Raw genomic sequence first — 25,325 nt, 5'->3', positions numbered from 1 at the left:
GCCCTTAATATCTTCCTATTTATAAGTTAAATCCAATGCGAAGTTTGTAACTTTGTGATATCAAAAAGAAATTTTGGACTTCTGGATTTTCTTTAAAAAATAATACGCCATAAGAATGATTTACCCCAAAATAGCGCTTGCTCAAAGCATTATCGAAATTTGTTTAGCAAAAGGAATCACCAATATTATAATTTCTCCGGGATCAAGAAACGCACCGTTAACAATAGGTTTTGCACAAAATCCTGATTTTACTTGTTACAGTATTGCTGACGAACGTTGCGCCGCTTTTTTTGCATTAGGAATCGCACAACAAACAAAATTGCCAACCGCAGTGGTTTGTACCTCAGGATCAGCATTGTTAAATTATTATCCGGCTGTAGCCGAAGCCTTTTACAGTCAGATTCCGTTAATTGTAATTTCAGCAGATCGTCCGCAAAGTAAGATCGATATTGGCGACGGACAAACGATTCGTCAGGAAAATGTTTTCCAGAACCACTCTGTTTTTAATGCTAATTTAACCGAAGATGCTTCTGTAGAAAATGATTTAAAAATCAATAAAGCAATCGAAACTGCGATTCTTCAAAAAGGCCCTGTTCATATCAATGCTCCGTTTGAGGAACCATTATACGAAACGGTTTCAGAACTTTCTGTTGAACCAAAAATTATTCACTCAGAGGAAATTCTAGGGACAAAAATTATCGAAAATATTGATGATGTAGTTTCTGTTTGGAATACTTCAAAAAGAAAATTAATTCTTATTGGAGGCATAAACGAAGCTAATTCTGTAAGCAAAGAAATTCTCGAAAACTTCGCCAAAGATCCCTCAATTGTAGTACTTACGGAGACAACATCAAACTTACATGATCCAAGTTTTATTAATAGTATAGACAGCTTAATTACACCTTTTGACGATTGTGATTTTAAAGAATTAGAACCAGAAGTTTTAATCACTTTTGGCGGTATGATTGTTTCAAAACGTATTAAGGCTTTTTTGCGAAAATACAAACCTGCACATCATTGGCATATAGATACTTTACGTGCTTACGATACATTTAATGCTTTAAGTAAACATTTTGTAATGGAAGCACAAGATTTTTTCAAAGAACTGCTTCCAAAAACAACATTTGTATCGAGTAAATATTTCTCAAAAATTGATAAAATTTACGATTTAAGAAAAATCAGAAAACAGGAATATTTGCGTAAAATTAGATTCTCTGATTTTAAAGTATTCGAAAAAGTAATAGAATCACTTCCTAAAAACAGTCAATTGCAAATTAGCAACAGTTCAGCAATTCGCTACGCACAATTAATAGATATTGATCCATCGATCGAAGTTTTCTGTAATCGGGGAACAAGCGGAATCGACGGAAGTACATCAACAGCAATTGGCGCAGCGGTAGGAAATAGCAAACAAACCGTTTTTATTACCGGTGATATTGGCTTTCTTTATGATAGTAATGCTTTATGGAATTCTTACATTCCTAAAAACTTCAAAATTATTTTGATAAATAATGGAGGAGGAGGAATTTTCAGAATTTTGCCAGGACATGAAGAAAAGCCTGTTTTTAATACTTATTTTGAAACTTCTCACCAACTAACTGCTGAGCATTTAGCTAAAATGTATAGTCTTAATTATTTAACGGCCAACGATGTACCTTCTTTAGAAAAGAATATAGCAGCACTTTATAATGAAAATGATATTCCAGGAATTTTAGAAGTTTTTACTCCAACTTTTGAAAATGATGTTGTTTTAAAACAATACTTTAAGGAATTAATTTAATTTGTAAATAAAATTAACTTAAAATAATTTTTAATGTAAGATAAATCTTTAAATTTGGCTTTTATAAGTCTAATTTAAATTTTTATTATGAGTGCAAGAGAAGAATTGATTAAAAAGTATGCAGAAGATCTAAAAGTAAAATGTGGTGTAACACCAAATATGGATTTACTGACGAAAGTAGTTATTGGCTGTGGACCCTCTATTTATAATGCAGATGCATCTACGGTTGCAGGAACTCAACATTCAGAAATAGATACTGTGAGAAAAAATTTCCTGATTAAGAAACTAGGATTACCGGATGGCCCGGATTTAGAACCGGCGATTTCTACAGTTCTTCAAAAATACGGACATTCAAACAAACACAAATACAGAGCTGTTGTTTATTATTTATTGACATTGCATTTTAAAAAAGAAAGTGTTTACAAATAAACCTTTCAAAATTAAAAAGAAAAAGCGCCTTATTGGCGCTTTTTTTATACTGTAATATTAACGAATCGGGACGGGGAAAACCGGTAAACTTGCATGGCCTAAAGCATCTACGGTTTGTATCGCAAAAAAGTAATTGTCTTTAGAATAAGGTATTTCGGCTTTTGTATCCTTTACAAAAAATGTTTTTTCCCAATGCGAAGAGGATGTTTCTCTCATCAAAATCTGATACCCGTATTGTGCTTTTCCTTCTGGTGCAGTCCACGAGAAAGTAGAGGAATTAGAAAGGTTTTTAACCTCAATACCTACACTTACAGGTGCTTTTGGCGACCAGGCTAAATTGGCAAGCGTGGCTAAGTTAGCACAGGCATTTTTGCGTAAATATTCAAAATCCATAAATTCTACAAGATCACCATATTTAATACCGTTTTCAGTTCTAAGATCCTGATGCTGATGATCGAAATTCTCATTCATTTCACAAAAACGAACCGCTGTAAAACCATTTTGGCTAAACGGCGTATGATCGCCACCACGTAAAAAACGATCGTTTCTATAAACCAGTTTTACTTTTAGCTGATCTACATATTGTTCTGTAACCGTTTTGATATAACGCGCCAATAATCTCGAAGGACTATCATTGTCGCGGCTTGTTGCTTTACGCATTTTTGCCTCATCTTCGGTTTCCAGAAACGGAATCGTCTCGCTAAAAATTCTGATTTGTGTATTGTCTCTTACATTAGTTCCGCTTGATAAACTATTACCAATCATATCGTTATTTAGCATCGCAATGATATTCCAGTTAGATTCTTTTGCTAATTCGGCAAGATGTCTCGCACCGTAAAGTCCTTGTTCTTCACCAACTACAGCCACAAAAATAATGGTTGCAGGAAAAGATCTTTTACTCATTACTTTTGCCAGTTCGATTACAGCTGCAACTCCGGATCCGTCATCATTTGCGCCAGGAGCATCAGATTTTACATTCATAACATCAGAAACTCTCGAATCAAGATGTCCGCTAATAATCAGGACGCGATTATCATTAGGATCAGTTCCTTTTAAGGTTGCCATAACATTACCAAGCTGGCTGTCTTTTGCAATACGCTTACCATCAGCTTTTACCGTAAAATAATCTATTGTCGAAGTCAATCGTCCGTTAGATTCTAATGCATATTTATCAAACTCAGATTTTACCCATTGTTGTGCAGCGCCAATACCTTTGGTTTTACTTTTTGTATCACTAAGTGTATGCCTTGTGCCGAAAGAAACTAATTTACGAACAGTTGCTTCAAGATTCTCGGATTTAATTTCGGTAATCATTTTTTTTATTTCGGGATCTTCAACAACTTGAGAAATAGAAATCTGAGTAAAAAACAGAAATGTAAAAACAGAATAAAAAATGGTCTTTTTCATTGATTTGGAGTTAATTTTTGATTCTCAAATTTAATTAAAAAAAAGAGAAACCAGAAAAAGATGTTGTGATACATTTTATGTAAAACATTTTTCGTCGTACCATTTTCAAACTTCGTACATTTGCACTTTAAAAACTCAGCTACTTTTTAGCTTAGAATCTCAAGAATATGATTGAAATAGGAAAATACAATACCCTTACTATATTACGTGATACCAAAGTTGGTTTATTTTTAGGAAATCCTGAAGAAGATCCGGAAGGAATTCACGATATATTATTACCTAATAAATATGTACCCAACGAATTCGAAATAGGCGAGGAGCTTATCGTTTTTGTTTATTTAGACCACGAACAACGCCCGGTTTCCACAACGCTGGAACCTTATATATTATTAAATGAATTTGCACTTTTAAGAGTAAATTATATCAATCAGGTTGGTGCTTTTATGGACTGGGGAATGGAAAAAGATATTCTTGTTCCGTTTAAAGAGCAAGCCCGTCCAATGGAAAAAGGAAAACGTTACCTCGTTTACCTTTATATGGATGAAAAAACCAATCGTTTGGTAGCTTCAAGTAAATTAAATCAGTTTTTAAGCAATGAAAACCTAACGGTTGAAAAAGGAGAAGAAGTTGATTTGATCGTTTCTCATATTACAGAATTAGGAATCAACGTTATTATCAATGAGCAACACAAAGGATTGTTGTACAAAGATGAAGTTTATGATGATGCGATTAGAACCGGAGACAGAATGATAGGTTTTATTAAAAATATTCGTCCTGATAATAAAATAGATGTTGCATTGCAAGTTCAGGGTTATCAAAGCATTGAACCAAATGCAGAGAAAATATTAGATGAATTAAGAGCGAACCGAGGATTCTTACGCCTAAACGATGCTTCACATCCTGAGGATATCAAAACGGTTTTGAAAATGAGTAAAAAAACTTTCAAAAAAGCAATTGGAGCTTTATATAAAGATAAACTTATTGAAATTAAAGAAGACGGGATTTATCTTGTAAAAGAATAATTTCATTAAAAATATTGAATTTACTACAAAAAACAGGAAAGGCTGCTCATTACAAGCAGCCTTTCCCTTTTTATTCTAGTTTTAAAAAAAATTGTAATTAAAAAAAAACAGAAATAAAATAAATTCGAATCCATTCAGGAAATAACTTTTTAAAAATTTTGAAATTACTTCATGAAACGGTATGTCTTCAAACAATCTATACATTCATATTTAAAAGCGAAATATCAATTTCACGGCTAATCCATTGGTTTTATAAAATAACTTATAGAAAGTTTCAGTTAGTATTTTTTCCTCTTTTCGTAATCAATTTGATACTAATCATTAAACAATTCCAGCATTTAACCTTAGGTGTTACTATTTCCTTTTCGTAGTTTCAACAAATGAATAAATCATTTGCTCATTATTTAGGGGTTTACTAATAAAAACCAAGTAAAAATGAGCGACAAATTTTTTAAATTTTCTCAAAAAAATCATTTTTTAGGTTAATAAATCAGTGAAAGAAAATCAATCGTAAAACAATGAAATAAAATGTATCTCATTGATTTCTAGGGTGTAAAATTACTTATTATTTTTTGAATCTAATGTTAAAAAATGTTATTTTTTGTAAGACAATACCAATTGTTAACATTAGAAGTTATTTTCTGACAGACTTAAAGTAAATTGAGTAGGTAAAAATGTAAAAATGCTTTATTTTTACGCTATAATTATTTAAAATAAAACAAATAGAAATGGATTGGATAACTGCCAGAGAATTTGAAGATATAACTTATAAAAAATGTAACGGAGTTGCTAGAATCGCATTCAACAGACCAAATGTTAGAAATGCTTTTCGTCCTAAAACAACTTCAGAATTATACCAGGCTTTTTACGACGCACAAGAAGATACTTCAATAGGTGTAGTTTTACTTTCGGCAGAAGGACCATCAACAAAAGATGGCGTATATTCTTTTTGCAGTGGAGGAGATCAAAATGCCCGCGGACATCAGGGTTACGTTGGTGAAGATGGTCAGCATCGTTTAAATATTCTTGAAGTGCAGCGTTTAATTCGCTTTATGCCAAAAGTCGTTATTGCAGTTGTTCCGGGTTGGGCAGTTGGTGGCGGACACAGTTTGCATGTAGTTTGCGATATGACTCTGGCAAGTAAAGAACACGCAATTTTTAAACAAACAGATGCTGATGTAACCAGTTTCGACGGAGGTTACGGATCTGCATATCTGGCAAAAATGGTAGGTCAGAAAAAAGCACGTGAGATTTTCTTTTTAGGAAGAAACTATTCTGCTCAGGAAGCCATGGATATGGGAATGGTAAATGCTGTTATCCCTCATGATGAGTTAGAAGACACGGCATATGAATGGGCTCAGGAAATTCTTCAGAAATCTCCAACTTCTATAAAAATGCTAAAATTTGCCATGAATTTAACGGATGACGGAATGGTAGGACAACAAGTTTTTGCCGGTGAAGCAACTCGTTTAGCATACATGACAGAAGAAGCAAAAGAAGGAAGAAATGCTTTCTTGGAAAAAAGAAAACCAAACTTTGGTGAAAATAAATGGTTGCCATAAAAAGTAATTAGTTCCCAGTTTCAGTCTCAGTCACAGTCTTAAAACTGAAAACTGAAGTTGTGACTGAATACTTTTTAAAGAAATCTAAAATCTAAAATTAAAATATGAAACATTGGATTGAAGCCGCACGATTGCGCACATTGCCTTTATCAGTTTCTGGAATTATAGTAGGAAGTATTTACGCACTTTCAAACCCTACAGAAGCGATCAACACACCAACAGAAGTATTTAGTTGGAAAATTTTTGGATTTGCCTTATTAACAACATTAGGTTTGCAGGTTTTATCCAATTTTGCAAATGATTACGGAGATGGAGTAAAAGGAACTGATAATGAGGACAGAGTAGGGCCAAAGCGTGCTATTCAAAGCGGAGTTATTACGCCTCAAGCCATGAAAAAAGCGATAATAATAACCTCTATATTGACTTTATTAGCAGCAATAATCTTAATTTATTTTGCATTTGGTGAAACTAATTTCGGATATTCTATCTTTTTCTTATTGCTTGGAGTTGCTGCAATTGCTTCTGCGATTCGTTACACAGTTGGGAATTCAGCTTACGGATATAAAGGATTTGGCGACGTATTTGTCTTCGTCTTCTTTGGTCTTGTAAGTACTTTGGGCGTTAATTTTTTATATTCTAAAGAAATAGATCCGCTATTGATTCTTCCGGCAATTGCAATTGGTTTGTTAAGCGTAGGGGTTTTAAACCTAAACAATATGCGTGATGAAGAATCAGACAGAAAATCAGGAAAAAACACAATTGTAGTTCAAATAGGAGGAGCACAAGCCAAAATTTATCATTTTACACTGATTATTACAGCAATGCTTTGTGTGATTGTTTTTGCAATTTTAAGCGATTACAATTTCGATCAATACTTATTTTTACTGGCATATATCCCTTTAACAAAACATTTAATTACCGTTTATAAAAATCAAAACCCTAAGCTGTTAGACCCCGAATTAAAAAAACTGGCACTTAGCACATTTTTGCTTTCCATATTATTAACAGTATGTATGATTTCATTGATTTCAGACATTATTGTTAACCTTTTCTTAGGTGGAAGATAAACAAAGTTCAACTTTAAAAAATTACAAAAATGAAAATCACATTTTACGGACACGCGTCATTAGGCATTGAAGTTGGAGGAAAACATATTATTGTTGACCCATTTATTACAGGAAATCCAAAAGCTGCGGCAATTGATATAAACACATTAAAAGCAGATTATATCTTGCTTACACACGCACATGGCGACCATGTTCTTGATGTAGAAGCTATTGCAAAACGCACTAATGCAGTTATTGTATCAAATGCTGAGATTACAAGCTATTATGCACAAAGAGAGTTAAAAGCGCACCCAATGAACCATGGCGGAAGCTGGAATTTTGATTTCGGAAAAGTAAGATATGTAAATGCCATTCATTCAAGCTCATTTCCTGACGGAAGTTACGGCGGAAATCCGGGTGGTTTTGTAATCGAAAGCGAGCATAAAAATATTTACATAGCCGGCGATACAGCGCTGACATATGATATGAAACTGATTCCGTTGCGTACAAAATTAGATTTGGCAATTCTGCCAATCGGTAATAATTTTACGATGGACGTAGAAGATGCCATTATTGCTTCTGATTTTATCGAATGTGATAAAATTCTTGGTTATCATTTTGACACTTTTGGTTACATAGAAATCAATCATGAAGAGGCTATTCGTAAATTTTTCGATAAAGGAAAAGATTTGATGCTTCTTGAAATTGGAGATTCAATAGAACTATAATTGCAATCATTCGTAAAATAGAAGAATAAGGAGCTATTTCCCGCTTTCGGCTATATCTTTTTTGAGAAGATAAAAAATCTTCTCAAAAAAGGATACCGCCTCTATCGGGGCTAGGATTTTAGTATTCATAAAAAAATTAGATGAACGAAACGATTAAATTCATTTGTGAATGTTGTGGTCAGGAACACGAAAGCTGGCCCGCATTAACCTACAATACTCCTAATAGTTATCATAATCTTTCTGATCAGGAAAAAGAAGATATTGCAGTAATCGATTCTGATTTTTGCGTAATAAAACATCCAGAACATGTCCTTAGATTTATTAGGGTTGTTTTGTTTCAAAAAGTTAATGATCATTGCGAAGATTTAGAATATGGTTTTTGGGTATCATTAAGCGAACAAAGTTTTAAGGATTACCTTGAAAACTATGATAACCAGAATCATGAAACCAATTATTTTGGATGGCTTTCGAATTTTATTCCGGAATATGAATTCTCAGGTAGTATCCCAACAACAGTTGTCACTAAAATTGGTAACGAGAGACCCGAAATTTTCCCTCATAAAGATTTCGATCATCCATTTGTAAAAGATTTTTATAACGGAATTACAAAAGAAGAGGCTGAAAGAAGAATTCAGCAAATGCTCAAAAATTAGGCTTGAAATTTGCATGAATATTTAAACTAAATTTTACAAAATGAATTTAAAAAAGGTTGCACTATTTTTTTTAATCACAGTTTCACTTAATTCTTTTGCTCAAAAAGATGGTTATTGGGACAAAGAACGCGCTACAACAAAAGAAATTATAGTTTCAGCCCGTGACAGAATCGTATTAAAAACCGAAGATCTACCGGTTGGTACAACAGAAATCGTTTACAGAATTACCCTTTTAGACGAAAACCAGCAAATGGCAAATAGTTTGGTATCTGTATTAAAATCAATTCCGGATCCCACCGGAATCAGTCAGGGATCAGCAGGAGCAGTTTTTTTAATGTCAAAAATCTCTGGAGACGATACCTGTACTTATGCGCTTTTTACCTCAAATGATGCTGCAAAAAAATACATCGATGATGGTAAAACAGACAAATCCTGTTATGCTCAGGTAGAACCTTTAAGCAAAGATGCAAAGCGATTATCCCTGGATAAATCATCATGCTTAGGTCAGGATGTAAGTACAATTTGGTTTGGTTTTCACAGCAAAAACTGGCTTCTTAATCAAAAAATAGTTTTAGAAGTTGTGCCGTGGGTCGATACAAAATTAAACCGTGGATGGAATCAGGACAACAAAAACGAAATTATAAGTCTTTGCAAAACATCGACAATGGCTCAGAAAATGGCCAACTCTGATGATTTTTGTGTTTGTATTCTCGATAAAATTATTAAACAATATCGCTACACAGAGTTTCAGAAATTGTTGCCCATAGAAAAAAACAAAGTATATAAAGACTTTGGAAACAGCTGTTATAAAGATGCTGATATTTCTAAAAATGTTTATAATGATTTGAGAACCCAGGCTTCGACTTTAATAAAATTGCAAAAATATAATGAAGCAATTCAAAAGCTGAATACGATCATTAATGACGGAAAAGCGACAGCAATTGACTACAGTTCTATAGGATATTGCTATATTTTGACTAAACAATATGCAAAAGCGATTAAATTCCTGAAAGAAGGAGAAAAATTAGATGATACTGAGTTATTGGTAAAATTAAATTTAGCGCATGTTTATTTGGTTAGCGACGATTATAGCGAAGCAAAAGCCATCTACAAAAAATATCAGACTCAAAATGTAACTGACAGTTTAAGCTGGAAAGAAAAAACAAAACAAGATTTTGCTGTTTTCGAGAAAGCAGGTTTACCATCAAAAGACTTTGAAAGAGTTTTGAAATTATACAATTAAAATATATTTACCATATAAGTTATATAAGTTCATTTAAACTATACTATATAAAGCTTGCTTAATCTTTAACCATTAAGATTTTGCACAATCTAATTAAATGAACTTATATAACTTATATGGTTTAAAATACCACCATGAAAGCAACTTACCATAAATACATGTTAGAGTTTAAACGACCATCTGGAACTTCCAGAGGCGTTATGACACAAAAAGAAACCTGGTTTATTGTTCTGGAAGAAAACGGCAAAAAAGGAATAGGTGAGTGCGGAATCCTTCGTGGTTTAAGTGCTGATGATCGTGATGATTATGAAGAAAAATTAAAATGGGCTTGCGATAATATTCATTTAGAAGAAACGGCTTTATGGGAAGCATTGCCAGAATTTCCGTCGATACAATTCGGAATTGAAATGGCTTTTTTATCATTAAAAAGTAAAAATCCGTATGTATTATTCCCTTCTGATTTTACGAATAATACGAAATCAATTACTATAAATGGTTTGGTTTGGATGGGAGAAGCTTCGTACATGAAACAGCAAATCGAAGAAAAATTAGCAGATGGTTTTAATTGTATCAAACTTAAAATTGGTGCTATAGATTTTGAGAAAGAATTAGAATTATTACACTTTATCCGAACCCATTTTTCAGCAGAACAAATCGAAATTCGAGTTGATGCTAATGGTGCTTTTGCTTTAAACGAAGCTTTAGATAAGATTATTCAACTTGATAAATTTGAGCTTCATAGTATCGAACAGCCAATTAAAAAAGGGAACATTACAGCAATGGCAAATTTGTGCAAAACGACTCCATTTCCTATTGCGCTGGATGAAGAACTGATAGGTGTTTTTTCAATAGAAGAAAAAGAAAAATTATTGCAGGAAATCAAACCTCAGTACATCATTCTTAAACCAAGTTTTATTGGTGGTTTTAGAGGAACTAGAGAATGGATTGATTTAGCAAAAAAATACAATATTGGCTGGTGGATTACATCTGCATTAGAAAGTAATATAGGACTTAATGCTATCTCACAATGGACATTCATACAGAATTCTGATATGCCGCAAGGCTTGGGAACCGGAGCACTTTATACTAATAATATTGATTGTCCGCTACAAGTTTCGCAAGGACAATTATGGTATAATATTTCTAAAAATTGGGAATCAATTTTTTAAGAGATTCAAAGTGACAAAGTAACAAAGGCTCAGAGATTTAAATTAAATAACAAAAAGTTTAAAATAAAAATACAGAGTTACAAAGCCTTTGAACTTTTCAACTCTGTACCTTTATAATTTTCTTTACTCTTTTCCTCCCAGCAAACCTTGTTGCCAGTCTTTTAATTCCTGCCATTTTCCCTGATAAGCTAAAAAGGCTTGTTTTGCCCAGGTACTTGGATTATGAATGGCATAATTTTCTCCGCCGGCATCAAGAATTGATTGTAATTTCTCAGTTGATGTTTCAGATAATGCATGCCAGGTCGTAATTCCTGCTGCGTTTAGCAAAGCTTCAATTTTAGGTCCGATTCCTTCAACAATTTTCAAATCATTTTCCTTGATTTTTTTTCCATAAACAGTTGAAACCAATTCCGCATCAAACAAAAAAGCAGGAGGAATTGTAGAAGTAAATGATTGTCCGGATGTAGAAATATTAGTTGTAGAAATGTTATTTTTTGACGCTAAATCATCTTCCAGAGAAGAAATCTTAGCATTTAAATTTCTTGTATTTGCTTTACAGGCATCTAAATCAGCTTGCAGCGATATCGCAAGTGAATCATCTCCTTTAGCATTCATTTTTCCTAGTAAATAACCCAAAATTCCACAGATTAATCCAACTAGCACAGGTATTAAGATACATGGTATATTCATAATAGTATATTTTGATTAATTATTTGATTGTAATTACGGTTCTTCTGTTATTTGCTTTTCCTTCAGCTGTTGTATTATCGCCAATAGGTTCGTCAGGGCCTTTTGATTCAGTCGTAATGCGACTTTCTTCAATACCTTTTTTGGATAAATAGTTTTTAGAAAAATCAGCACGTTTTTGTCCCAGAGAAATATTAGAATCACGATTTCCAACATTATCACTGTGTCCAACTACTAAAATTACGGCTTCCTTATCATGTTTTATGTATTGAATTAAATCTGCTACTTTTTGTTTCTCAACATCAGTCAATTTATCACTGGATTTGTTGGTATTAAAATGCAGGATTAAAGGATCACCATTAATTTTATTTTTCAAAACGATCCATTCATCAGTTACAGCCGGAGTTGCTTCCGGAGTTTCAAATTTGTAGTCGGCCGGACCTAAAAGTGTATCTGAACTTGTTTTCCACTTAGCAATTATTTCACCTTTAGTATCAAATTGAGAACCTGATAAACCTTTAGAAATAAAATACTTTTTGATATCATTTGCTCTTGCAAGACCAAGGTTTTCATACGAAGTAGAATTTGTTTCATCAGAAGTAGCGTAACCCGTGATTGTAATTTTTTGTTTTGGATTTTCTACTAAAAACTTTTTAAGATTTTCAATTCCAATCGCTACAGAATCACTAACAGGCAGTATTACTGCAAAACTGTTTTTCAGAAACTTGATGTTGTCATTTGCATGATAATCAATTCCCGAACCATTTAGAATAAAAGGGACAAAATTGGTCTCCTCAGCCACAACTACTGGTACTTTTTCAGTATCAGTTGCTGGTGTTTTAATAGTACAATTGCAACAAAAATTTATATACAAATAGGTACCTAAAATTATGGTTATTGCAATGCCTAACAGATAAAGTGCTTTTTTAGACATAAGAGATGGAGTTAAGATTCTATCAAATTTAACAAAAAAATAAATACATAACACATTAATAATCAGTTATTTCTGATCTATATATCTAATTTTAAGATAATTAAATTTAACAACAAAATCGTTCCAGATAATTGGTTCTCGATTTTATGAGTGAATTAAATTAAGTAACTTGCATAAAAATTTAATTTAGTAAAGAGAAATGGTCGAAATAGAAAGAAAGTTTCTTGTAAAATCAGATGATTTTAAAGAACAGGCTTTTACTCAAAATAACATCGCTCAGGGATATTTAAGTTCAATTCCTGAAAGAACTGTTCGCGTTAGAATTAAAGGAAATAAAGGCTTTATAACCATAAAAGGAATTGGAAAACAAGGCGGAATGTCTCGTTTTGAGTGGGAAAATGAAATTCCGGTTGATGAAGCCCAGGAATTACTTAAGTTATGCGAGAAAGGCAAAATAGAGAAAACCCGTTTTGAGATAAAGTCAGGTAAACATGTTTTTGAAGTAGATGAATTTTACGGAGAAAATGAGGGTTTAATCATGGCAGAAATCGAGTTGGAATCTGAAACAGAATCGTTTGAAAAACCAGATTGGCTAGGAGAAGAAGTTACAAATGATCCAAGATATTATAATGCTTATTTGAGTAAAAAACCCTTTAAAGACTGGGAAAAACAATAGTGCTATGACAGAACAATATGATTTAATCATTGTTGGAGGCGGTCCTATTGGTCTTGCTTGTGCAATAGAAGCCCAAAAGAAAAACCTGCGTTATTTGATTATAGAAAAAGGTGCTATTGTAAATAGTATTTTCAACTATCCTTTATACATGACTTTTTTTTCAACAGCAGAAAGACTGGAAATTGGAGATATTCCGTTTAATTGTCTGGCTCCAAAACCCGGACGACAGGAAGCGTTAGAATATTATCGCAATATACATCGCTACTTTAATTTTGCTATCAATTTATTTGAACAAGTTACTGAGGTTCAGAAATTAGAAAATAACCAATTTAAAATTACAACAAATAAATCTTCGTATGAAGCGAAGAACGTGATTATTGCTACAGGTTTTTATGACATTCCGATTACAATGAATGTAAAAGGAGAAGAATTGCAAAAGGTGCGTCATTATTATAAAGAAGCGCATGAATATGCTTTTAGAAATATTTTAGTTGTGGGCGCTAATAATTCTTCTGTTGATGCAGCATTAGAATGTTTTAGAAAAGGAGCAAATGTTACAATGGTTATTCGTAAAAACGAAATCAATAACAGGGTAAAATATTGGGTAAAACCAGATATCGAAAATAGAATTGCTGAAGGTAGTATTAAGGCTTATTTTGAATCTAATATTACCGAAATTAGAGAAGATGAAGTCGAAATAGAAAGCGCTGAAGGAAAAATTGTAATAGAAAATGACTTTGTTCTGGCTTTAACCGGATATCAGCCTGATCTTACTTTTCTTGAAAAAATGGGCATTCAACTATCTCAGGATGAATTAAAAACACCAACATATAATCCTGAAACAATGGAAACAAATGTAGAAGGTTTGTTTTTAGCAGGAGTTGTTTGCGGAGGAATGCATACTCATAAATGGTTTATCGAAAACTCTCGTGTTCATGCCAATATGATTGTAGATTATATTACTTCGAAATAGAAATTGAAAAAGTTTGCCACGAATTTCACGAATTTAGACAAATTTTTGTTGTCAGTTCGAGCGAAGTCGAGAACACTTTGCGTGCATTTCGACTTCGCTCAATGTTACATTATTTTATAGGCTAAATTTATAAATTCGTGGCAAAAAAACTTTTAAGAACTGCAAGAAAGCATCGAACAACCTACTTTTGATCTTGCCCAATCTGGTCGTTTTGCAAACCATTTTTGGTATTCAGGTTGTTCATCATAAGGTTTTTGTAATAATTCGTAAAGATCATCAATTAAAGAATAATCTCCCTGATCTGCTGCATCAATTGCCAATTGTGACATATAATTTCGAAGAACATATTTAGGATTTATAACGTTCATTTTTTCGGAACGATCTTCATCTGATAATTCTTCAGTTTGTAATCTTTCAAGATACACAGCAAACCATTTTTTCCAGGAATCTAAAATATCACCCGAAATTTCTTCTGGAATATAAAATGAATATTTAATTTTTTCGGTTGCCTCATCTACTGAATCTGTCTTTTTAATTTGGCTTAAATTTCTAAAAAAGATTGTCATATCAGTCTCAGATAATTGTAAAACGGTATCTAAAGCAACTATCAATTTACTATCAGCTTCTGTAGAAGTGAATATACCTAACTTGCTTAAAAACATTATTTTATAATCTGAATCAAAATCAGTTATAAATGATTCCAGAATTTTTTCTAAAGGTGCCGCTTCATTAATAAGAGGATAGAGGGCATTTGCCAATTGATACAAATTCCATTGTGCAATTTGAGGCTGATTCCCAAAACGGTATCTTCTATTTTGACTGTCTGTAGTATTTGGAGTCCAGTTTGGATCGTAGTTTTCTAACCAGCCGTAAGGACCATAATCAATCGTGATTCCGTGAACAGACATATTATCTGTATTCATTACGCCATGTACGAAACCTACACGTTGCCAATGCAAAATCATCTCACGGGTTTTATCTGCAACAGTTTTAAAAAACGCTATATATTGGTCTTTTGGTTCCCCTTTAATTTCAGGGAAATAATGCTTTATATTATATTCAACAAATTGTTTTAAATTTTTGAGTTCATTTCTTGCCGTCAGCATTTCAAAACTTCCAAAACGAATAAAAGACGGAGCGACACGGCAAACAATAGCACCTTTTTCGTATGCCGGATTTCCGTTGTACAGAATATCTCGTAAAACCTGATCACCAGATAACATCAGTGAAAGCGATCGGGTAGTGGGAACTCCCAGATAATACATTGCTTCGGCACATAAATATTCTCTCACAGAAGATCGTAAAACGGCCAGACCATCAGCGGTTCTGGAATACGGTGTTTTTCCGGCTCCTTTTAATTGAAGCGTAAAAAAATCATCATTATGTTCTATTTCGGTCAAATTAATAGCGCGGCCGTCGCCCAATTGTCCCGCCCAGTTCCCAAACTGATGTCCGGCATAACACATGGCATACGGACGTGTTTCAGGCAGAATTTCTTTACCTGAAAAAACGTTTAAAAATTCATCAGATTTTATTTCGTCAGATGCAATACCTACTAATTCTGCAACTTCTGTCGATGCGTGAATAAGTGTAGGATTGGATGGTTTTGTGGGATCTACAAAAGAGAAAACTGCATTAGAAACCTGACGAATTTCATTTGTTTCGTTAGGATCTGCAGGCAATTCTGCGGTAAATCGATTGTTTATTTTTAAATTTTTCATTTTAGTATTTGTTTTTAGCCACAGATGAAATGATCTTAAAGATTCTTTTAATGAGTAGTAACCTTTTATTATTCAACAAGTTTATCTGCGTACATTTTTTTTAATTTCTGTACTTTCGGATCTATTACGATTTGGCAATAACGTTCATCCTGATTATTATTATAATAGTTTTGATGGTCTTCTTCGGCATTATAAAAAACTTCAAAAGCAGCTAATTCGGTTACAATCGGATCTTCATAATAGGGTTTTACTTCTTCAAAAACTTGTTTTGCAATTGCTTTTTGTTCTTCATTATGATACAAAATTACAGAACGATATTGAGTTCCTTTATCTGCTCCCTGACGATTTAAAGTTGTTGGATCGTGACTTGTCATGAAAATAAAAATAAGATCATGATATGAAATTATGTCAGGATCGAAAGTAACTTGTATCACTTCAGCATGTCCGGTTCTGCCAGTACAAACTTCACGATACGGAGGATTTTTAATAAAACCTCCTGAAAAACCTGATTTTAAATGTTTTACTCCTTTTAAACGCTGAATTACAGCTTCAATACACCAAAAACATCCACCACCAAAAGTAGCTATTGATACATTTTTCATAAAATAGTATTGTTTAAGTTTTACTTGCCCTATTAATCCGATAGAATATTATGATAAATTATTAAGAAAATGACAATTTAGCTAAACATACCAAACGGATATGGAATGTTTGAAGTTTACAATTGATAAATTCGCAATTGTATAAAAAAGCAATATATTTGCAATCAAACTCAGGCACACTAATGAATAGCAAAAATAATACCATCACTCTGGAAACTTATTTTCAGGATTTTAGACAACATATTGTTGGAATTGATCAGGAATTTACCTCTCCGTATGGCAAAAAAAAGATAATTTATACAGATTGGACAGCCAGTGGAAGGCTATATCGCCCTATTGAAGAAAAACTTCTCAATGATTTTGGACCTTTTGTAGCGAATACTCATACAGAAACTACTGTGTCAGGTACTGCCATGACAAAAGCATATCATCATGCCAGAAATATTATCAAGCGTCATACAAATGCAAGTCAGGATGATGTTTTGATTACTGATGGGACTGGAATGACGGGTGTTGTGAATAAATTTCAGCGTATTTTGGGACTTAAGGTTCCTGAAAACCTAAAAGATTTTATAAATGTTCCTGCAGAAAAAAAACCAATTGTTTTTATTTCACATATGGAGCATCATTCTAATCAAACATCCTGGTTAGAAACTATTGCCGATGTTGAAATTATTCCGTCTTGCGAAAAAGGACTTTTTTGTCTGGATAATTTAGCTTTATTATTAGAAAAATATGCTGACAGAACAATCAAAATTGCTTCTATAACTTCTTGCTCGAATGTTACGGGTTTAAAAACTCCTTTTCATGAAGCAGCGAAATTAATGCACCAAAACAACGGAGTTTGCTTTGTAGATTTCGCTTGTTCAGGACCTTATGTAGAAATTGATATGCATCCGGAAGATCCTGAATCTTATCTCGATGCTATTTTCTTTTCTCCACATAAGTTTTTAGGTGGGCCGGGAACTTCCGGAGTTTTGATTTTTAATAAAAAGTTATACAATAATATGATTCCTGATTGTCCGGGCGGAGGAACTGTGAGCTGGACAAATCCTTGGGGAGAACATAAATATATTGACAATATCGAGGATCGTGAAGATGGCGGAACTCCTGGTTTTCTTCAGGTTATAAAAACAGCACTTGCAATTGAGCTGAAAGAAGAAATGGGAATTGAAAATATCCTGCAACGCGAACATGAAATTGTTGATTATGTTTTTAATGAACTTGGCGCAGTTTCTAATATTAAAATTTTAGCCGGTCAACATACAAACCGACTAGGTGTAATTTCATTTTTTGTTGAAGATCTTCATTTTAATTTAGGTGTAAAATTACTGAATGATAAATTTGGAATTCAAACCAGAGGTGGATGCAGCTGTGCCGGAACTTACGGACATTTTTTACTGCATGTAGATCAGGAAACTTCGAATAAGCTGGTGAACGAAATCACGATTGGTGATTTGATCAAAAAACCGGGATGGATAAGAATGTCGATTCACCCAACAACAACTGATAAAGAAATTGCTTTGGTTTGTGAAAGCATCAAAGACTTAGCTAAAAATCACCAAACTTGGGCTTTAGATTATTCTTATAATAAAAACACAAACGAGTTTATTCATAAAAACGCGAATTCATTTGAAGATGAATTGGTTGCCGGTTGGTTTAAAAGTTAAATTTTTCTTTTTCAACTATAAAGAACACTACGATATTAATCTTGTAGTTTTAGAAAACACAAAGTTCGCAAAGCTGTTTTAACACAAAGCTTTGCGAACTTTTTTATTTCTTATAAATGATATATTTCTCGTCTAGCCCCGATAGAGCCGGTATCCTTTGAGAGGAACGAACAAAGATAAAGGCGAAAGCGGGACTGTTGTTCTAAAAATAACTATTTTTTTGCTCCAAAAAAAAAAAATATATCGAACGAACTCCTCCAAGATCCTAATCTCTATTTTCTAGTAATCTTATCCGATAAAAAAAATAGTTTGGTATTTCTTGATTTTTTATTCAGGCAAATTATTTTACTTCCTGAAACTTTTTAAGTGAAAGCAGGGCTTGTTCCTGAATTTTTTTATGAAAAAAACCGGTCCATCCCAATAAATATCCTGTAAGTCCAAAAGCTTGTTTTGACCATTTCCAGACATCAAAACTATCAGTATGTTTAATTATAAGTCCGTCTTGAAATACAAATTCGGCAGAAATTCTATTAATTACTTTTCTATTGGTTTTGCTAAAATTATAAGTAGCGACCCATTTTGCAGATCCTGAAAAAGTATCTGCTTTGATATCAAAAAATTCAATTTTTAGATTGCCTTTACTTTTTAAAATCAGCATTTCCCACATTTTAGAAACCTGATCTTCTTTAAGTAAACCAAATGCCGGATCAATAAAATGAATCTTTGGATGGTAACATTCACTCATTGTTTTAGCATCAGCGTTTGCAAAAGCAGTATAGAATTTTGTAATTAAAGCTTCGTTAGAATTCATAAGTTATTAAAATTAGACTATAAATATAAGATTAATTAGACCAAATATTTTATTTATAGCGCACTAATTGCTACAGCTGTGTCAAATGATTTTTTTGATTTATCAAAGGCCGTAGAGAAATATGACATTTTGTTTGAAGCTGTAAAATACCCCGTTTGATCGCCAAAAGTAGCTGAGTTTCCTTTTACTATAAATCGAACTCCTTTAATATCATTTTTTTTAAGCTTAATCATTTCAGCGGGAGTAAAATAATAGTAAGATGATGTTTTGCCTTCGATAGTTTCATTGCTGTTTTTATCAACGCAAGGTATAACATCTCCATTTGCTAAATCAACATACAAACCACCAGAAATATGGGTTTTATCATTGGTGGTTTGTATGCTTATTTTTAAAACTCCTCCTTTTTCTGTTTTTGCAATCTGAACATTTGCTTCGCCTGTATAAACATACTTTTCACAAATAAAAGTATAATCCTGTGTTGCGGGATAAGGTTTTGAACCTTTTATACTCATAGTTTCCTGAGCATTTGCAAATGTCGAAATTAACAATACTATTAAAAGAGATAGTTTTAAATTCATAGTTTTACTTTATTGTTCTGTTAGTTTAGAATCGAATTTCTCATCCCAATCCATTGATTTGATTGCAGATATTAAATTGTCTTCATTTACAAAAACGCGCAATTCTTTGTTTGCAACCTTTTTTGTGTATAACGCGTGATAGCGATAAACGATTTCTTGTTTTGTTTTATAAACTCCATCTAATTTTAAATCGATAAAACTTCCGTAATACTGTCTAAATTTTTGACAAGTTTTAGTCAGTCGTTCTTCAGTTGTGTTTTCTCTTACTGATGACGTAACTTCGGTTTCATTAAAAGGTTTAAATTTTGATGTATTACAGGTTTCTAAAACCCGTTTTCCTAATTCATAGGCTTTTTGCTGCTGATTGGCATTAATTTCTGAACCAGAAATTTTCTTAATCTTTAAATCTTCCGTGTCTCTGCTGATGTTTTTTGATTTACATCCAATTAACAACAACAAACATATAATCAATCCTGCTTTCTTCATAACTATTTAAGTAATTTTTAATAATAAGTTGGGGTCGGGGCAGTTTTCGATATAGAAATTCAAATCATTTGTATTACAAACTCCGGGATAATCACCATGATATTCTTCGATATTTTTTATAATCTGAAAGTGTACATGCGGTGCATAATCACCATTGACAGAGGAGTTTCCTAAAGTTCCGATTTTTTGTCCTCTATTAAAAACTTTCCCAACACTAAGGTTTTCTATACTTTCTAACGATAAATGTCCGTATAAAGTATAAAATTTTTCATTTTCGACAATGTGTTCTAAAATTATTGTTGGACCATAATCCCCTAAACCAGGATTATTTTTAAAACTGTGAACTTTTCCGTTTAACGGAGCTAAAACTGCCGTGTCGACTTTTGTCCATAAATCCAGTCCAATATGAATATTTCGTTCCGGAATAGAATCGTTCTTAAAAATCGTACTTCGCTGATATAAGGTACGACCTTCTATGTAGCCGCCAAATGCAACTTGTGCATTGTTTTTTTCTAAATAATTTGAAATAAAATTTTCAAATTCAGCAGCATTTTCAGGTTTACTTTCAACCAAATCCTGATTGGTCACAGACAAATCCAACGGAATATATTTTGATAAATGAATACTGGAATCAATAATCTTAGTAGGCGGCAAGGCTTTTAGTATAGATACAAGAGGTTTCATAAAATTTAGATTTAAGCGACTTTTTCAATAATTATTAGTTCATTATGTACTTCTACGCGGGGCAGCATTTTCGAAGTAAATAATTCAGCGTTTATCTCAGAAATATATTTTTGATTTCGAACATTATGTGCTTCATCTAAAATCATGGTATTAAAAAGTACAAAACCATTTTTTTCTAAAAGAAAACAAATACGTTCGCTAAAAAAACTTTCAAATAAAAAGTTGGGCATTTTTATATCTTCAAAAATATCAATTATAATCAGATCGTATTTATTTTTTGTTTTTAAAACAAACTCAAATGCATCATCAATAATAATTTCTAATTGTTTTATTTGGTCAAGGTTAAAATATTGATTTGCGATCTGAATCATATCCGGGTCAATTTCGACTCCTGTAATTTTACCTTTATATTCAATTTCATCCACTAATGTTTTTATGACGCTTCCGCCGGCAACTCCCAATAATAAAATATGATCCATTTTAAGAATGGTATCATAACCTATATTTCTAAGACCGTACCTTAATATACGCTGCAAACTTCCGTAAGAGTAATTTGTATTTTCAGAATCTAAAACTAATTCACCGTTCGCCCAGGTAATTTCGATAATTTTACTTCTTTCTGATTTTTTCTTAAATATTTTGATTGGAATGATATAACTAAATAATTTTTGAATCATTTTTAAATGCTTTTACTCAAATTTACCACTTTAAATCTTTTATTTTGCAACAAAAAATAAATTTTAATGAAAAAACAGTTGTACAAATTCATCTTTTTTAAGCTAATGGGCTGGAAAATAGTAGGAATTGAAAATGCAGAAGTAAAAAAATGTGTTATGATGGTGATGCCACATACAAGTAATCATGATTTTTATTTAGGAATTTTTACGAGAGGAATCTCCGGATTGCAGATGAACTGGGTAGGAAAGAAGGAATTGTTTAAATTTCCTTTTGGATATTATTTCAGAAGTGTAGGAGGAGAACCCTTAGATCGCAGCGGTGGACTTAACAAAGTAGATTCGATTGCAGCAATTTTTGATAGAAAAGAAGTATTTCGTCTGGCAGTTGCCCCTGAAGGTACACGAAAAGAAGTGAATGAAATTAGAAGCGGATTCTATTTTATTGCCCTTAAAGCAAATGTGCCAATTGTTCCCGTAGCTTTTGACTGGGGTAAAAAAGAAGTTAATTTAGGGAAGGCATTTTTTCCAACCGGAGATTATGAAGCTGATCTTTTAGTATTGAAAAAACATTATGATGGAGTTATAGGTAAAATACCAAAAAACGGCTATTCATTTTAACAAATAATAGTGTGTTATTTTTAACTTAAAACCGTAAGAGTAAATTTTGCGTAAGTATAATTAACTTTCTAAAATTATACTTATGAAAAATCTATTTATTACCGCCGCATTTTTGTCAATAATTTTTACCTCTTGTGATAGCAACGACAATGAGACGACAAATACAACCGAGTCAACTTTAGTAACTTCCAGCAATACTTCCGGAAAAATTACTTATCTGGACTTATTATCTGCTTCACCAATGGTAAAATCTTTTACCGTTGCATCACTAGACGCCGAAGGTATTTCATATAATAGTGATACTGATGCTATTATTGTTGCTTCGAGAACTAATAATAAGTTAGAAACTTATACCGGAATAAAAAATGCAATAAAAGCCGGAACTGATAATTTAGTACTGTCTTTTAGCAGTTTAGGCAGCGAATTTACCAATGCAAGAGAAACTGCAGTTTCAGGAGATATAGTTGTGGTTGCACAAGATCAGCTTGCCTCTAATGGCATGGTGAACAAACTATTTGTTTACAAAAAAACTTCTTCAGGTTTTACGTTAGCAAAAACTTTTACTACAGATTTTAAATTATGGGGTATTCATATTAACGGAAACGATTTATATGCAGTCGCAGATTTAACCAGTGACATTGTTCTTTTTAAAGATTATATGAGCAATGCAACCGGAACAATTACAGCTACTAAAAGAGTAACAATTGCTGGCCTGGTTCGTACACACGGAATTACATATTCTGCCGCTGATGATACAATGATCCTGACAGATGTAGGCAGCGCAACTTCGGGAACAGATGGAGGTTTGGTGATTATTAAAAATTTCTCAAGCGTTTTTAGTTCTACTATGGCAGCAGGAACGATTGCATTAACGAATCAAATTAGAGTTTACGGACCTAACTCACTTTTAGGGAATCCTGTTGACGTTGCTTATGACCAGGTTGCAAAAAAGATTTATGTGGCTGAAAGACTAAATGCAGGAGGAGAAGTATTGACGTATGCATATCCAACAATGTCTGGCGATTTTGCTCCTACTAATATAAGATTAGAAGCAGGTGTTACTTCTGTTTTTGTTTTAAGAAAATAATTTACTTTTAAATTTCATAAAGCCTGGTTCAAAATCTGAATCAGGTTTTTTTTTGGTCTTTTTTGAGTTCCGTGAGAATCGCTTAAATGAAAATTATTTCTAAAATTTTTCAAATATCCGATTTTTTCAAATTACGGGTTATAGGCCTTGAAAGTTCCGTTTTTATAAAAAATAACTATTTTCTCAATTTCACCTTCTTCAGAAACTAAATTTTGACTTTTAATTTCTGGAGAAGATACTTTTTCTATTTTTTGAGGTTCCTTATAATCAATCTGAGAAAATAAATCTCCACCACTAAAATTTTCATTTACAGAAATAGGAGCAGGAGTTTTTACAGCTTCTGTAACTTCATCTGTATTTTTAGGGAAACTTCCCTTGCCGTTTAGAATCCAATATAAATCTACATCCGGAAAAACTTCTAAAATTTTCATTACAAAATCCAGACTGGGTTTATTTCTTCCGGAAAGAAGGTGAGACATACTCGAACGCTGAACACCAATTCTATCTGCAAAAGAAGAAGCATTTAAGGCATAATAATCCAATATAATTTCAAGCCTTTTTACAAAATCGTCGATGTTTACCATTGTAAATTATTATTATTTAAAACGTTGTTTACAAATGTAATTAAAAGTAATGAATAAAGCAATTTTACAGTTGTAAATAGTATAAATAGGCTTTTTTATAAGTAATAATAGCTTTAAATAATAAGTATTAAAACACTAATATACAATTATTTAATATTTTTTATTTAAAGTAATAACATTTGTCAACTCTTGGTACACTTATCAACTAAATAAAGACCGAAATCCTGTTTACAATTATAAATTTTCTTCTTTTTTAATTGTTTACAATTGTAACAATAAAGATGTTTACTTTTGTAAACTAATCAAAAGACAATGAATTTAGAAGAATTATTTAGCCAACACAAAGAACAATCAATATCCGGTCGTTATTTGACTTTAGACCATATTCAACCTTTATTAGACAAACTAAATACGAATAATGAAGTACAGGTAATTGGCAGATCAGTTTTAGACGAACCTATTTATAGTTATAAAATTGGGACTGGAGAAACGCGCATTTATTTATGGTCACAAATGCATGGAAATGAAAGTACGACCACAAAAGCGTTGTGTGACTTTATTAATGTATTAAACAGTGGATCTGAATTTGCACAAAAAATGTTGAATACCTTTACATTCTATAGCATTCCGATCTTAAATCCTGATGGTGCAAGACTTTACACCAGAGAAAATGCAAACAAAGTAGATTTAAACAGGGATTCACAAAATCTTACACAACCAGAAAGCAAGGTTCTAAGAGAAGCATTTGAATCTTTTAAACCTCATTACTGTTTTAACCTCCATGACCAGCGTACTATTTTTGGTGCCGGAGCAACAGGCAAGCCTGCAACTGTTTCATTTTTAGCACCATCCTATAATGAAGAAAGAGAGATAAATGAGAACCGTTTAAAAGCTATAAATGTAATCGCAGGAATCAATGATGTTTTACAAAAGTATATTCCGGGGCAAATAGGCAGATTTGATGATTCGTTCAATATCAATTGTATAGGAGATACATTTCAGTATTTAGGAGTACCAACTATACTATTTGAAGCGGGTCATTTTGCTAATGATTACGAAAGGGAAATAACCCGAAAGTTCTTATTTTTCTCACTTATTTCGAGTTTTGAATTCCTTAGCGAAAACGATTTAGTTAATAACAGAATTAATGATTATTTGAATATTTCACAAAATAAAGTGGTTTTTTATGATTTTATGTATAAAAATATCAAAATAAATTATGATGGTATCGAAATTATTACGAATTTTGTCGCACAATACAAAGAAGAATTGATTGAAAATAAAATTCATTTTAACGCTTACATAGTTGAAGTGGGCGAATTGGAAAATTATTTTGGACATTATGAATATGATGCAAAAGGAGCAGTTTATTCAGATGACTTTACTAATTTTCCGAAATTGAATCAAAAAGCAGATTTTTATTTAAATAAAAATGTTAAATTTGTTAACGGATTGATAAAAAGTTAATTTTTATGTGAATTTGTTGTTTTTTATATAT

Annotated in this window: 26 protein-coding genes; 15 read left to right on the top strand and 11 right to left on the bottom strand. The window is 32.4% G+C overall.

The features are described from left to right. The first annotated feature begins 115 nt into the window (after window positions 1–115). Window positions 116–1,780 carry a 2-succinyl-5-enolpyruvyl-6-hydroxy-3-cyclohexene-1-carboxylic-acid synthase gene (gene menD, locus ASF10_RS20745; RefSeq protein ID WP_056253599.1) on the top strand — a complete coding sequence of 555 codons (1,665 nt, stop codon included), beginning with the start codon at window positions 116–118 and terminating at the stop codon, window positions 1,778–1,780. An 87-nt stretch (window positions 1,781–1,867) separates the two neighbouring features. Beyond that, window positions 1,868–2,209 carry a DUF2853 family protein gene (locus ASF10_RS20740; RefSeq protein ID WP_056253596.1) on the top strand — a complete coding sequence of 114 codons (342 nt, stop codon included), beginning with the start codon at window positions 1,868–1,870 and terminating at the stop codon, window positions 2,207–2,209. 57 nt (window positions 2,210–2,266) lie between these two features. Here ASF10_RS20740 and ASF10_RS20735 read toward each other — a convergent pair whose 3' ends face one another. Further along, window positions 2,267–3,616 (bottom strand): M28 family metallopeptidase, encoded by a 1,350-nt coding sequence (locus tag ASF10_RS20735; RefSeq protein WP_056253594.1) that lies wholly within the window; start codon window positions 3,614–3,616, stop codon window positions 2,267–2,269. A 167-nt stretch (window positions 3,617–3,783) separates the two neighbouring features. Here ASF10_RS20735 and ASF10_RS20730 point away from each other — a divergent pair, with 167 nt between their 5' ends. From ASF10_RS20730 to ASF10_RS20700, 7 genes are all read left to right on the top strand, one after another. After that, entirely contained in the window at window positions 3,784–4,638 is an 855-nt protein-coding gene (locus tag ASF10_RS20730) for a S1 RNA-binding domain-containing protein (protein ID WP_056253590.1), read from the top strand. A 728-nt stretch (window positions 4,639–5,366) separates the two neighbouring features. After that, entirely contained in the window at window positions 5,367–6,200 is an 834-nt protein-coding gene (locus ASF10_RS20725) for a 1,4-dihydroxy-2-naphthoyl-CoA synthase (protein ID WP_035681238.1), read from the top strand. A 104-nt stretch (window positions 6,201–6,304) separates the two neighbouring features. Then, window positions 6,305–7,267, top strand: a complete 963-nt coding sequence (gene menA, locus ASF10_RS20720; RefSeq protein WP_056253587.1) for a 1,4-dihydroxy-2-naphthoate octaprenyltransferase — start codon at window positions 6,305–6,307, stop codon at window positions 7,265–7,267. 29 nt (window positions 7,268–7,296) lie between these two features. Further along, complete coding sequence (locus tag ASF10_RS20715; protein WP_056253584.1) at window positions 7,297–7,974, top strand: metal-dependent hydrolase; 678 nt, start codon at window positions 7,297–7,299, stop codon at window positions 7,972–7,974. A gap of 140 nt (window positions 7,975–8,114) precedes the next feature. Beyond that, window positions 8,115–8,627, top strand: a complete 513-nt coding sequence (locus tag ASF10_RS20710; RefSeq protein ID WP_198529618.1) for a DUF2199 domain-containing protein — start codon at window positions 8,115–8,117, stop codon at window positions 8,625–8,627. Window positions 8,628–8,667: 40 nt separating this feature from the next. Next, window positions 8,668–9,870 (top strand): tetratricopeptide repeat protein, encoded by a 1,203-nt coding sequence (locus ASF10_RS20705; RefSeq protein ID WP_056253582.1) that lies wholly within the window; start codon window positions 8,668–8,670, stop codon window positions 9,868–9,870. Between the two features lie 134 nt (window positions 9,871–10,004). Further along, the gene (locus ASF10_RS20700) at window positions 10,005–11,039 is read left to right on the top strand and encodes an o-succinylbenzoate synthase (protein ID WP_056253579.1); all 1,035 of its coding nucleotides are present in this window, start codon (window positions 10,005–10,007) and stop codon (window positions 11,037–11,039) included. A 123-nt stretch (window positions 11,040–11,162) separates the two neighbouring features. On the opposite strand, the gene ASF10_RS20695 is transcribed toward ASF10_RS20700, so the two are convergent. Next, the gene (locus tag ASF10_RS20695; RefSeq protein WP_056253576.1) at window positions 11,163–11,729 is read right to left on the bottom strand and encodes a hypothetical protein; all 567 of its coding nucleotides are present in this window, start codon (window positions 11,727–11,729) and stop codon (window positions 11,163–11,165) included. Between the two features lie 19 nt (window positions 11,730–11,748). Then, window positions 11,749–12,660, bottom strand: a complete 912-nt coding sequence (locus tag ASF10_RS20690) for an OmpA family protein (protein WP_056253574.1) — start codon at window positions 12,658–12,660, stop codon at window positions 11,749–11,751. A gap of 199 nt (window positions 12,661–12,859) precedes the next feature. On the opposite strand from ASF10_RS20690, the gene ASF10_RS20685 reads away from it, so the two are divergent. Both ASF10_RS20685 and ASF10_RS20680 read left to right on the top strand, forming a co-directional pair. Next, complete coding sequence (locus ASF10_RS20685; RefSeq protein WP_056253571.1) at window positions 12,860–13,336, top strand: CYTH domain-containing protein; 477 nt, start codon at window positions 12,860–12,862, stop codon at window positions 13,334–13,336. Between the two features lie 4 nt (window positions 13,337–13,340). Continuing rightward, window positions 13,341–14,309 carry a YpdA family putative bacillithiol disulfide reductase gene (locus ASF10_RS20680; RefSeq protein ID WP_056253568.1) on the top strand — a complete coding sequence of 323 codons (969 nt, stop codon included), beginning with the start codon at window positions 13,341–13,343 and terminating at the stop codon, window positions 14,307–14,309. Between the two features lie 152 nt (window positions 14,310–14,461). Here the strand turns inward: ASF10_RS20680 and ASF10_RS20675 are convergent, their stop codons facing one another. Continuing rightward, complete coding sequence (locus tag ASF10_RS20675; RefSeq protein ID WP_056253566.1) at window positions 14,462–16,030, bottom strand: protein adenylyltransferase SelO; 1,569 nt, start codon at window positions 16,028–16,030, stop codon at window positions 14,462–14,464. 68 nt (window positions 16,031–16,098) lie between these two features. Continuing rightward, window positions 16,099–16,632, bottom strand: a complete 534-nt coding sequence (gene msrA, locus ASF10_RS20670) for a peptide-methionine (S)-S-oxide reductase MsrA (protein ID WP_056253563.1) — start codon at window positions 16,630–16,632, stop codon at window positions 16,099–16,101. 182 nt (window positions 16,633–16,814) lie between these two features. On the opposite strand from msrA, the gene ASF10_RS20665 reads away from it, so the two are divergent. Next, complete coding sequence (locus tag ASF10_RS20665) at window positions 16,815–18,302, top strand: aminotransferase class V-fold PLP-dependent enzyme (RefSeq protein WP_056253560.1); 1,488 nt, start codon at window positions 16,815–16,817, stop codon at window positions 18,300–18,302. Window positions 18,303–18,642: 340 nt separating this feature from the next. Here ASF10_RS20665 and ASF10_RS20660 read toward each other — a convergent pair whose 3' ends face one another. The 5 genes from ASF10_RS20660 to ASF10_RS20640 are packed head-to-tail and all read right to left on the bottom strand — an operon-like array spanning window position 18,643 to window position 21,538. After that, the gene (locus ASF10_RS20660) at window positions 18,643–19,113 is read right to left on the bottom strand and encodes a nuclear transport factor 2 family protein (protein WP_056253557.1); all 471 of its coding nucleotides are present in this window, start codon (window positions 19,111–19,113) and stop codon (window positions 18,643–18,645) included. 53 nt (window positions 19,114–19,166) lie between these two features. After that, the gene (locus ASF10_RS20655) at window positions 19,167–19,691 is read right to left on the bottom strand and encodes a hypothetical protein (RefSeq protein WP_056253554.1); all 525 of its coding nucleotides are present in this window, start codon (window positions 19,689–19,691) and stop codon (window positions 19,167–19,169) included. A 9-nt stretch (window positions 19,692–19,700) separates the two neighbouring features. Beyond that, window positions 19,701–20,177 (bottom strand): hypothetical protein, encoded by a 477-nt coding sequence (locus tag ASF10_RS20650; RefSeq protein WP_056253551.1) that lies wholly within the window; start codon window positions 20,175–20,177, stop codon window positions 19,701–19,703. A gap of 6 nt (window positions 20,178–20,183) precedes the next feature. Then, on the bottom strand, window positions 20,184–20,861 hold the full coding sequence (locus ASF10_RS20645; protein ID WP_056253547.1) for a peptidoglycan DD-metalloendopeptidase family protein: 678 nt from the start codon (window positions 20,859–20,861) through the stop codon (window positions 20,184–20,186). 11 nt (window positions 20,862–20,872) lie between these two features. After that, window positions 20,873–21,538: a spermidine synthase gene (locus ASF10_RS20640; RefSeq protein ID WP_056253544.1), complete on the bottom strand. Its 666-nt coding sequence runs from the start codon at window positions 21,536–21,538 to the stop codon at window positions 20,873–20,875. Between the two features lie 66 nt (window positions 21,539–21,604). Here ASF10_RS20640 and ASF10_RS20635 point away from each other — a divergent pair, with 66 nt between their 5' ends. Further along, window positions 21,605–22,156: a 1-acyl-sn-glycerol-3-phosphate acyltransferase gene (locus ASF10_RS20635; RefSeq protein WP_056253542.1), complete on the top strand. Its 552-nt coding sequence runs from the start codon at window positions 21,605–21,607 to the stop codon at window positions 22,154–22,156. Window positions 22,157–22,238: 82 nt separating this feature from the next. Beyond that, the gene (locus tag ASF10_RS20630) at window positions 22,239–23,243 is read left to right on the top strand and encodes a hypothetical protein (RefSeq protein WP_056253539.1); all 1,005 of its coding nucleotides are present in this window, start codon (window positions 22,239–22,241) and stop codon (window positions 23,241–23,243) included. A 131-nt stretch (window positions 23,244–23,374) separates the two neighbouring features. On the opposite strand, the gene ASF10_RS20625 is transcribed toward ASF10_RS20630, so the two are convergent. After that, entirely contained in the window at window positions 23,375–23,827 is a 453-nt protein-coding gene (locus ASF10_RS20625; protein ID WP_056253534.1) for a helix-turn-helix transcriptional regulator, read from the bottom strand. 312 nt (window positions 23,828–24,139) lie between these two features. Here ASF10_RS20625 and ASF10_RS20620 point away from each other — a divergent pair, with 312 nt between their 5' ends. Beyond that, window positions 24,140–25,294 carry a M14 metallopeptidase family protein gene (locus tag ASF10_RS20620; RefSeq protein WP_056253531.1) on the top strand — a complete coding sequence of 385 codons (1,155 nt, stop codon included), beginning with the start codon at window positions 24,140–24,142 and terminating at the stop codon, window positions 25,292–25,294. The last annotated feature ends 31 nt before the right edge of the window (window positions 25,295–25,325 follow it).

The sequence above is a fragment of the Flavobacterium sp. Leaf82 genome (genome assembly GCF_001422725.1).
Taxonomy (GTDB): domain Bacteria; phylum Bacteroidota; class Bacteroidia; order Flavobacteriales; family Flavobacteriaceae; genus Flavobacterium.
The sequence above is the reverse complement of the archived record's forward strand: the minus strand, read 5'-3'. Positions and strand labels throughout refer to the sequence as shown.

Excerpts from the sequence above, each read along its gene's own strand:
- menD (WP_056253599.1), top strand. The coding sequence starts at position 116 with ATGATTTACCCCAAAATAGCGCTTGCTCAAAGCATTATCGAAATTTGT.
- ASF10_RS20740 (WP_056253596.1), top strand. The coding sequence starts at position 1,868 with ATGAGTGCAAGAGAAGAATTGATTAAAAAGTATGCAGAAGATCTAAAA.
- ASF10_RS20735 (WP_056253594.1), bottom strand. The coding sequence starts at position 3,616 with ATGAAAAAGACCATTTTTTATTCTGTTTTTACATTTCTGTTTTTTACT.
- ASF10_RS20730 (WP_056253590.1), top strand. The coding sequence starts at position 3,784 with ATGATTGAAATAGGAAAATACAATACCCTTACTATATTACGTGATACC.
- ASF10_RS20725 (WP_035681238.1), top strand. The coding sequence starts at position 5,367 with ATGGATTGGATAACTGCCAGAGAATTTGAAGATATAACTTATAAAAAA.
- menA (WP_056253587.1), top strand. The coding sequence starts at position 6,305 with ATGAAACATTGGATTGAAGCCGCACGATTGCGCACATTGCCTTTATCA.
- ASF10_RS20715 (WP_056253584.1), top strand. The coding sequence starts at position 7,297 with ATGAAAATCACATTTTACGGACACGCGTCATTAGGCATTGAAGTTGGA.
- ASF10_RS20710 (WP_198529618.1), top strand. The coding sequence starts at position 8,115 with ATGAACGAAACGATTAAATTCATTTGTGAATGTTGTGGTCAGGAACAC.
- ASF10_RS20705 (WP_056253582.1), top strand. The coding sequence starts at position 8,668 with ATGAATTTAAAAAAGGTTGCACTATTTTTTTTAATCACAGTTTCACTT.
- ASF10_RS20700 (WP_056253579.1), top strand. The coding sequence starts at position 10,005 with ATGAAAGCAACTTACCATAAATACATGTTAGAGTTTAAACGACCATCT.
- ASF10_RS20695 (WP_056253576.1), bottom strand. The coding sequence starts at position 11,729 with ATGAATATACCATGTATCTTAATACCTGTGCTAGTTGGATTAATCTGT.
- ASF10_RS20690 (WP_056253574.1), bottom strand. The coding sequence starts at position 12,660 with ATGTCTAAAAAAGCACTTTATCTGTTAGGCATTGCAATAACCATAATT.
- ASF10_RS20685 (WP_056253571.1), top strand. The coding sequence starts at position 12,860 with ATGGTCGAAATAGAAAGAAAGTTTCTTGTAAAATCAGATGATTTTAAA.
- ASF10_RS20680 (WP_056253568.1), top strand. The coding sequence starts at position 13,341 with ATGACAGAACAATATGATTTAATCATTGTTGGAGGCGGTCCTATTGGT.
- ASF10_RS20675 (WP_056253566.1), bottom strand. The coding sequence starts at position 16,030 with ATGAAAAATTTAAAAATAAACAATCGATTTACCGCAGAATTGCCTGCA.
- msrA (WP_056253563.1), bottom strand. The coding sequence starts at position 16,632 with ATGAAAAATGTATCAATAGCTACTTTTGGTGGTGGATGTTTTTGGTGT.
- ASF10_RS20665 (WP_056253560.1), top strand. The coding sequence starts at position 16,815 with ATGAATAGCAAAAATAATACCATCACTCTGGAAACTTATTTTCAGGAT.
- ASF10_RS20660 (WP_056253557.1), bottom strand. The coding sequence starts at position 19,113 with ATGAATTCTAACGAAGCTTTAATTACAAAATTCTATACTGCTTTTGCA.
- ASF10_RS20655 (WP_056253554.1), bottom strand. The coding sequence starts at position 19,691 with ATGAATTTAAAACTATCTCTTTTAATAGTATTGTTAATTTCGACATTT.
- ASF10_RS20650 (WP_056253551.1), bottom strand. The coding sequence starts at position 20,177 with ATGAAGAAAGCAGGATTGATTATATGTTTGTTGTTGTTAATTGGATGT.
- ASF10_RS20645 (WP_056253547.1), bottom strand. The coding sequence starts at position 20,861 with ATGAAACCTCTTGTATCTATACTAAAAGCCTTGCCGCCTACTAAGATT.
- ASF10_RS20640 (WP_056253544.1), bottom strand. The coding sequence starts at position 21,538 with ATGATTCAAAAATTATTTAGTTATATCATTCCAATCAAAATATTTAAG.
- ASF10_RS20635 (WP_056253542.1), top strand. The coding sequence starts at position 21,605 with ATGAAAAAACAGTTGTACAAATTCATCTTTTTTAAGCTAATGGGCTGG.
- ASF10_RS20630 (WP_056253539.1), top strand. The coding sequence starts at position 22,239 with ATGAAAAATCTATTTATTACCGCCGCATTTTTGTCAATAATTTTTACC.
- ASF10_RS20625 (WP_056253534.1), bottom strand. The coding sequence starts at position 23,827 with ATGGTAAACATCGACGATTTTGTAAAAAGGCTTGAAATTATATTGGAT.
- ASF10_RS20620 (WP_056253531.1), top strand. The coding sequence starts at position 24,140 with ATGAATTTAGAAGAATTATTTAGCCAACACAAAGAACAATCAATATCC.